Below are 6030 nucleotides of genomic sequence, written 5' to 3'. Positions count from 1 at the left end.
TGTCGGGGACCGGGAGCAGCAGCTGGTGCCCGAACATCAGCTGGGCGAGCAGCTGGTGGGGGAGCTGGTCGACCGAGGTGGCGCTGTAGGTGTTGCGGCTGCGCAGGGCCTTGACCAGGGCGGTCCCGTGCGTCATCGACCCCAGGCTGTGGACGTTGGGGTTGCCGAGGTAGATCCCGACCGCGTCGCGACCGTGCGCGTTGATGGTCGTGGCGAGCCCGTCGGCGACCAGGTCGAACGCCTCGTTCCAACCGATCTCCGTCCACTCGCCGGTGTCCCGGTCGCGCCGCACCGGTCGGCGCAACCGGTCCGGGTCGGCGTACACGTCCGCGATGGCGACGCCCTTGGGGCAGACGTGGCCGCGCGACAGCGGGTCGTCACGGTTCCCGCGCACCCCCGTCACGGCGCCGGCCTCGAGGGTGATCTCCAGTCCGCAGATGGCCTCGCAGAGGTTGCAGACGCCGAGCTTCAGCACCGGGGCATCCGTCGGGGCGTTCGTCGCTGGAGGCACGTGGGGATCCTCGCACGCCGACACGCCGCCGGAATGACGCGTCGTGCACTAGTGCGCAATCCGCACTAGTGTCGGCGCATGGACAGCACACAGCTCCTCAAGGGGGTGCTCGACCTCGCGGTGCTCGCGGTGGTCGACGAGGAGGACGGCTACGGCTACGACGTGGTCCGCCGGCTGCGGGCCGGCGGCCTCGACGAGGTGGGGGACGCCTCCGTCTACGGCACGCTGCGCCGGCTGTACGCCGCGGGCGCGCTGACGTCGTACGTCGTGCCGTCCGAGAGCGGACCGCACCGCAAGTACTACGGCATCACCCCCGTCGGCCGTCAGCAGCTCAAGACCCAGAGCGACGACTGGGCGCACTTCTCCACGACCGTCACCGACCTGCTCCAGGGGGCCCGCTCATGAACACCGCACCGGCCGACGTCCGACCCGAGGTGGCGAGGTTCGTCGCCGCCGTCCGTGCCCGCTTCGCCGACCTCGACGACGACGAGCGCGAGGAGCTGCTCGGTGGCCTGGAGGCCGACGTCACCGAACGGGTCGCGGAGGAGGGGGCGGACGTCCTGGGGGACCCGGACGCCTACGCCGCCGAGCTGAGGTCGGCCGCGGGGCTGCCGCCGGGTGCGCCGGTGCAGGGCGTCTCGTGGTCGGGGTCCTCGCCGCGTGCGGTCCTCGACGCCGCGGCGGCCCGCTCGTCGCAGCTGCTCGACGGGCTCCCGGGCGACGCGGGTGGCCTGCTGCGTGCCGCCCGGCCCGCCTGGTGGGTCTTCCGGGCCTGGCTGGCGGTCATGCTCGTGAGCTTCCACCTCTGGCTGCCGCGCGACCAGGACGTCCCCTACCTGCCCACCGGGTCGGCCGGTGCCGGGGCGGTGGTCCTCCTCGCCGCCGCTCTCGTCAGCGTGCAGGTCGGCCGGGGGCGGCTGTGGCCCGGCACGCGGTCCACCGCGGCGCGGCTGGTCCTGCTGGCCCTCAACCTCTTCGCCCTCGCCGTGCTGCCCAACACCGTGCAGAACGTGGAGTACATCGCGCAGGCGAAGTACTACGACGACCTCGCGCCCAGCATCGACCAGCGCGGCGTCGTGCTCGACGGCGAGCAGGTCTGCAACATCCAGCCGTACGCCGCGGACGGCCGGCCACTGGTCGGCGTACAGCTCTTCGACGGCCGGGGCCGACCCCTGGACGTGCGCTGTCCCGACCGGTTCGGCACCGGCGCCTATCCGTGGACCCTCGGCGACGTGTCCCGCTGGAACGTCTTCCCACAGGCCGAGCGGCGCCAGCAGGGCTTCGACCGGACGGTGCCGGACGCCTACGACTCGGCACGGCCCCCGGCGTTCCCCACGCCCGAGCGCGCGGAGGTGCCGGAGGTCACCCACCCGCTGGTGATGGCGACGCCGGGCGATGGACGAGCCGCGGGACGACGAGCTGCCGGGACCGGGCGCTAGCCACCCCTCTGGGTGGGACGGCCCGTGCCTGGAGCGCGTCGGGCGTCACGATCGCCGCGGAATGCCGTTAGGTTCCACGAGCACTCATCCCCCCATCACCTGGAGACAACACCATGGGTTACGGACTCGGCGTCTTCCTGCTGGCACTCGGCCTCATCCTGGCCTTCGCCGTGCAGGACATGATCAGCGCCGTCGACCTCACGATGGTCGGCTACATCCTCTGCCTGGCCGGCATCCTGGTCATCGCGATCACGGCCATCCAGACCAACACGCGCCGCCGGGCGACGACGGTCGCCACCACCACGGACCACGAGGGCCGCTCGGCCACCACGGAGAGGCGGACCGAGACCGACCCGCCCGCCCCGCCGGCCGTCTGACGCCACCTGCCACAGCCGCAGCACCGTCGCCCGGGTCCCATCGTTTTGGGGCCCGGGCGTCGCCGTTGCTAATCTCGTCCGGTTGCCCACCGCACGGTGGGACCTGCCGTCATGACGGCCGCGGATCCAGAGAGCTCGGGGCATCCTGCCCCGGGCGCCGCGCAACGAGACCGGAAGGAGCCCCGCATGTCGATCGGTACCGACGCGGAGACCAAGAAGAAGATCATCGCCGAGCACGCCACGACCGAGGGCGACACCGGCTCGCCCGAGGTGCAGGTCGCTCTGCTGAGCCACCGCATCAGCCACCTCACCGAGCACCTCAAGCAGCACAAGCACGACCACCACAGCCGCCGTGGCCTGCTGCTCCTCGTGGGCCAGCGCCGTCGTCTGCTCAACTACCTGCAGAAGACCGACATCGCGCGCTACCGCGCGATCGTCGAGCGTCTCGGCCTGCGTCGCTGACCTGCCAGGAGCGGTTCCCCGTCACGGGGAGCCGCTCCTGCTGGTTGACGGGCCGTTCCGTTAGGCTCGTCCACGGCCCTCGGGGGCCACTGCACATTCACACCACCAGGAGTGGGCCCGGAACGTCGGCTCGGTCCTCGGTAGTGGCTTCCGGACTCTCGCGCACAGCGCGGCCCGTGGGCCTCGATCGAAGACCGGCAAGCATGCTCGAACGTCGAGCTGTTCGGGCGTTCCGCGGCTGGCTCCGCGAAGAGAAAGGGAAACCCTTTGAACGAGGGACCCATCATTTCTGCTGTCGAGACCGTGCTGGACAACGGCAAGTTCGGACAGCGCACCGTCAAGTTCGAGACCGGCCTGCTCGCCCGCCAGGCGGCCGGCTCGGTCACGGCCTACCTGGACGACGAGACCATGCTGCTCTCGGCGACCACCGCCGGCAAGACCCCGAAGGACCACTTCGACTTCTTCCCCCTGACGATCGACGTCGAGGAGCGGATGTACGCCGTGGGCCAGATCCCCGGCTCCTTCTTCCGGTCCGAGGGTCGCCCGGGCGAGGACGCGATCCTCACCTGCCGCCTCATCGACCGCCCGCTGCGCCCGACCTTCAAGAAGGGTCTGCGCAACGAGGTCCAGGTCGTCATCACCGTCATGGCGCTCGACCCCAACGTGCCGTACGACGTCCTGGCCATCAACGCCGCGTCGCTCTCGACCCAGCTCTCCGGCCTGCCGTTCTCCGGCCCCGTCGGTGGCGTCCGCGTGGCGCTCATCGAGGGCCAGTGGGTCGCCTTCCCGACGCACTCGCAGCTCGAGACCGCCGTCTTCGACATGGTCGTCGCCGGTCGCGTCACCGACTCCGGTGACGTCGCCATCATGATGGTCGAGGCCGAGGCCACCGAGGAGACCATCGCGCTCGTGCAGGGTGGCGCCCAGGCGCCCACCGAGGAGGTCGTGGCCGGCGGCCTCGACGCCGCGAAGCCCTTCATCAAGCAGCTCGTCGAGGCCCAGGCCGAGCTGGCCCGTGAGGCCGCGAAGCCGGTCCAGGACTTCCCGGTCTTCCTCGACTACGAGGACGACGTCTACGCCGCCGTCGAGTCGGCCGTCAAGGACGACACCGCCGCCGCGATGACCATCGCCGACAAGCAGGAGCGCGAGCTCAAGGTCGACGAGATCAAGGCGTCTCTGCTCGAGAAGCTCGCCGGCCAGTTCGAGGGTCGCGAGAAGGAGATCGGCGCGGCGTTCCGCTCGCTCAACAAGTCGATCGTCCGCGAGCGCGTGCTGCGCGACAAGATCCGCATGGACGGTCGCGGCCTCGCCGACATCCGCCCGCTGCACGCCGAGGTCGGCGTGATCCCGCGCGTGCACGGCTCGGCGCTGTTCGAGCGTGGCGAGACCCAGATCCTGGGCGTCACCACCCTCAACATGCTCAAGCTCGAGCAGCAGCTCGACACGCTGTCCCCGGAGAAGCACCGCCGGTACATGCACAAGTACGTCTTCCCGCCGTTCTCCACCGGTGAGACGGGTCGCGTGGGCTCGCCCAAGCGTCGCGAGGTCGGACACGGTGCGCTCGCGCGCCGCGCCCTCCTGCCCGTGCTCCCGACCCGCGAGGAGTTCCCCTACGCGATCCGCCAGCTCTCCGAGGCCATGGGCTCCAACGGCTCGACCTCGATGGGCTCGGTCTGCGCGTCCACCCTGGCGCTCCTCCAGGCCGGTGTGCCGCTCAAGGCGTCCGTCGCGGGCATCGCGATGGGCCTCATCTCCGGCGAGGTCGACGGCGAGCAGCAGTACGTCGCGCTGACCGACATCCTCGGCGCCGAGGACGCGTTCGGTGACATGGACTTCAAGGTCGCCGGCACGCGGGAGTTCGTCACCGCGCTCCAGCTCGACACCAAGCTCGACGGCATCCCGGCCGAGGTCCTCGCTGCGGCGCTGACCCAGGCCCGCGACGCCCGTCTGGCGATCCTCGACGTCATGGCCGAGGCCATCGACGCCCCCGAGGAGATGTCGCTCCACGCGCCGCGGATCATCACGATCAAGGTGCCCGTCGACAAGATCGGCGAGGTCATCGGCCCGAAGGGCAAGATCATCAACCAGATCCAGGACGACACGGGCGCGACCCTGTCGATCGAGGACGACGGCACGGTCTACATCGGTGCGACGAACGGCGAGGCGGCCCAGGCCGCGAAGGACGCCGTCAACGCGATCGCCAACCCGACGATGCCCGAGGTCGGCGAGCGCTACCTCGGCACGGTCGTCAAGACGACCAACTTCGGTGCCTTCGTCTCGCTCATGCCCGGCAAGGACGGCCTGCTGCACATCAGCAAGCTGCGTGCCCTCGCCGGCGGCAAGCGCGTCGAGGCCGTCGAGGACGTCCTCTCGGTGGGCCAGAAGGTCCAGGTCGAGATCGGCGAGATCGACGACCGCGGCAAGCTCTCGCTCGTGCCCGTCGTGGAGGAGTCCTCCTCCGCGTCGGCCGACGAGGCCGACGAGGCCACCGACTCCGAGTGACCTGAGCTCCATCCGCGACCGGCCGGCAGCCACCTGCCGGCCGGTCGTGGCATTTCTCCTGCGAAAGGCAGATCCCCCGTGCAGAACTCCGGCACCACCCGCACCCTCCAGACCGTCAAGGACGCCGACGGCCAGGTGACCTCGCGCGTGCGGCGTACCGTGCTGCCCAGCGGGCTGCGCATCGTCACCGAGCAGATGGCCGGCGCCCGCTCGGCCAGCATCGGGGTGTGGGTCGGCGTGGGCTCGCGGGACGAGACCCCGGCCCTGCACGGCTGCTCGCACTTCCTCGAGCACCTGCTCTTCAAGGGCACCCGCGAGCGCAGCGCCCTCGACATCTCGGTGGCCCTCGACGCGGTGGGCGGGGAGTTCAACGCCTTCACCGCCAAGGAGTACACCTGCTTCCACGCGCGGGTCCTCGACGACGACCTGCCGATGGCCATCGACGTCCTCGGCGACATGATCACCAACTCGCTCATCACCTCGGCCGACGTCGAGGCCGAGCGCGACGTGATCCTCGACGAGATCGCCATGCACGACGACGACCCCGACGACGTGGTGCACAACCTCTTCGCCCACCAGGCGTGGGGCGACACCCCGCTGGGTCGCCCGATCGCCGGCACCCACGACTCGATCACCGCGATGAGCCGCCAGCAGATCCACCGCTTCTACCGGCGCCACTACCGCCCGGGGACGATGGTCGTCGCCGCGGCCGGCAGCGTCGACCACGCGACCGTCGTAC

At 70.7% G+C, this 6030-nt stretch carries 7 protein-coding genes; 6 read left to right on the top strand and 1 reads right to left on the bottom strand.

Annotated features, from left to right (window positions below; genetic code table 11):
- The coding region (locus ACXJKL_RS12245; RefSeq protein ID WP_457207324.1) for a molybdopterin-dependent oxidoreductase at positions 1 to 511 on the bottom strand (511 nt) is incomplete at its 3' end.
- A 78-nt stretch (positions 512 to 589) separates the two neighbouring features.
- Between ACXJKL_RS12245 and ACXJKL_RS12240 the strand changes: the two genes are divergently transcribed.
- The 6 genes from ACXJKL_RS12240 to ACXJKL_RS12215 all read left to right on the top strand — a co-directional run.
- Complete coding sequence (locus tag ACXJKL_RS12240; protein ID WP_457207323.1) at positions 590 to 916, top strand: PadR family transcriptional regulator; 327 nt, start codon at positions 590 to 592, stop codon at positions 914 to 916.
- Complete coding sequence (locus ACXJKL_RS12235) at positions 913 to 1950, top strand: hypothetical protein (protein WP_457207322.1); 1038 nt, start codon at positions 913 to 915, stop codon at positions 1948 to 1950. The genes ACXJKL_RS12240 and ACXJKL_RS12235 overlap by 4 nt, the downstream gene beginning before the upstream one ends.
- A gap of 113 nt (positions 1951 to 2063) precedes the next feature.
- Positions 2064 to 2327, top strand: a complete 264-nt coding sequence (locus ACXJKL_RS12230; RefSeq protein WP_056924850.1) for a DUF6458 family protein — start codon at positions 2064 to 2066, stop codon at positions 2325 to 2327.
- Positions 2328 to 2513: 186 nt separating this feature from the next.
- On the top strand, positions 2514 to 2789 hold the full coding sequence (gene rpsO, locus ACXJKL_RS12225) for a 30S ribosomal protein S15 (protein ID WP_457207321.1): 276 nt from the start codon (positions 2514 to 2516) through the stop codon (positions 2787 to 2789).
- 267 nt (positions 2790 to 3056) lie between these two features.
- Positions 3057 to 5291: a polyribonucleotide nucleotidyltransferase gene (locus tag ACXJKL_RS12220; RefSeq protein WP_457207320.1), complete on the top strand. Its 2235-nt coding sequence runs from the start codon at positions 3057 to 3059 to the stop codon at positions 5289 to 5291.
- A gap of 78 nt (positions 5292 to 5369) precedes the next feature.
- Positions 5370 to 6030 (top strand): M16 family metallopeptidase (locus ACXJKL_RS12215; RefSeq protein WP_457207319.1); only part of this gene is annotated, 661 nt, incomplete at its 3' end.

Source organism: Nocardioides sp. P5_C9_2, assembly GCF_054049555.1.
Note: the sequence above shows the minus strand (reverse complement) of the source record. Positions and strands in the feature narration are given on the sequence as shown.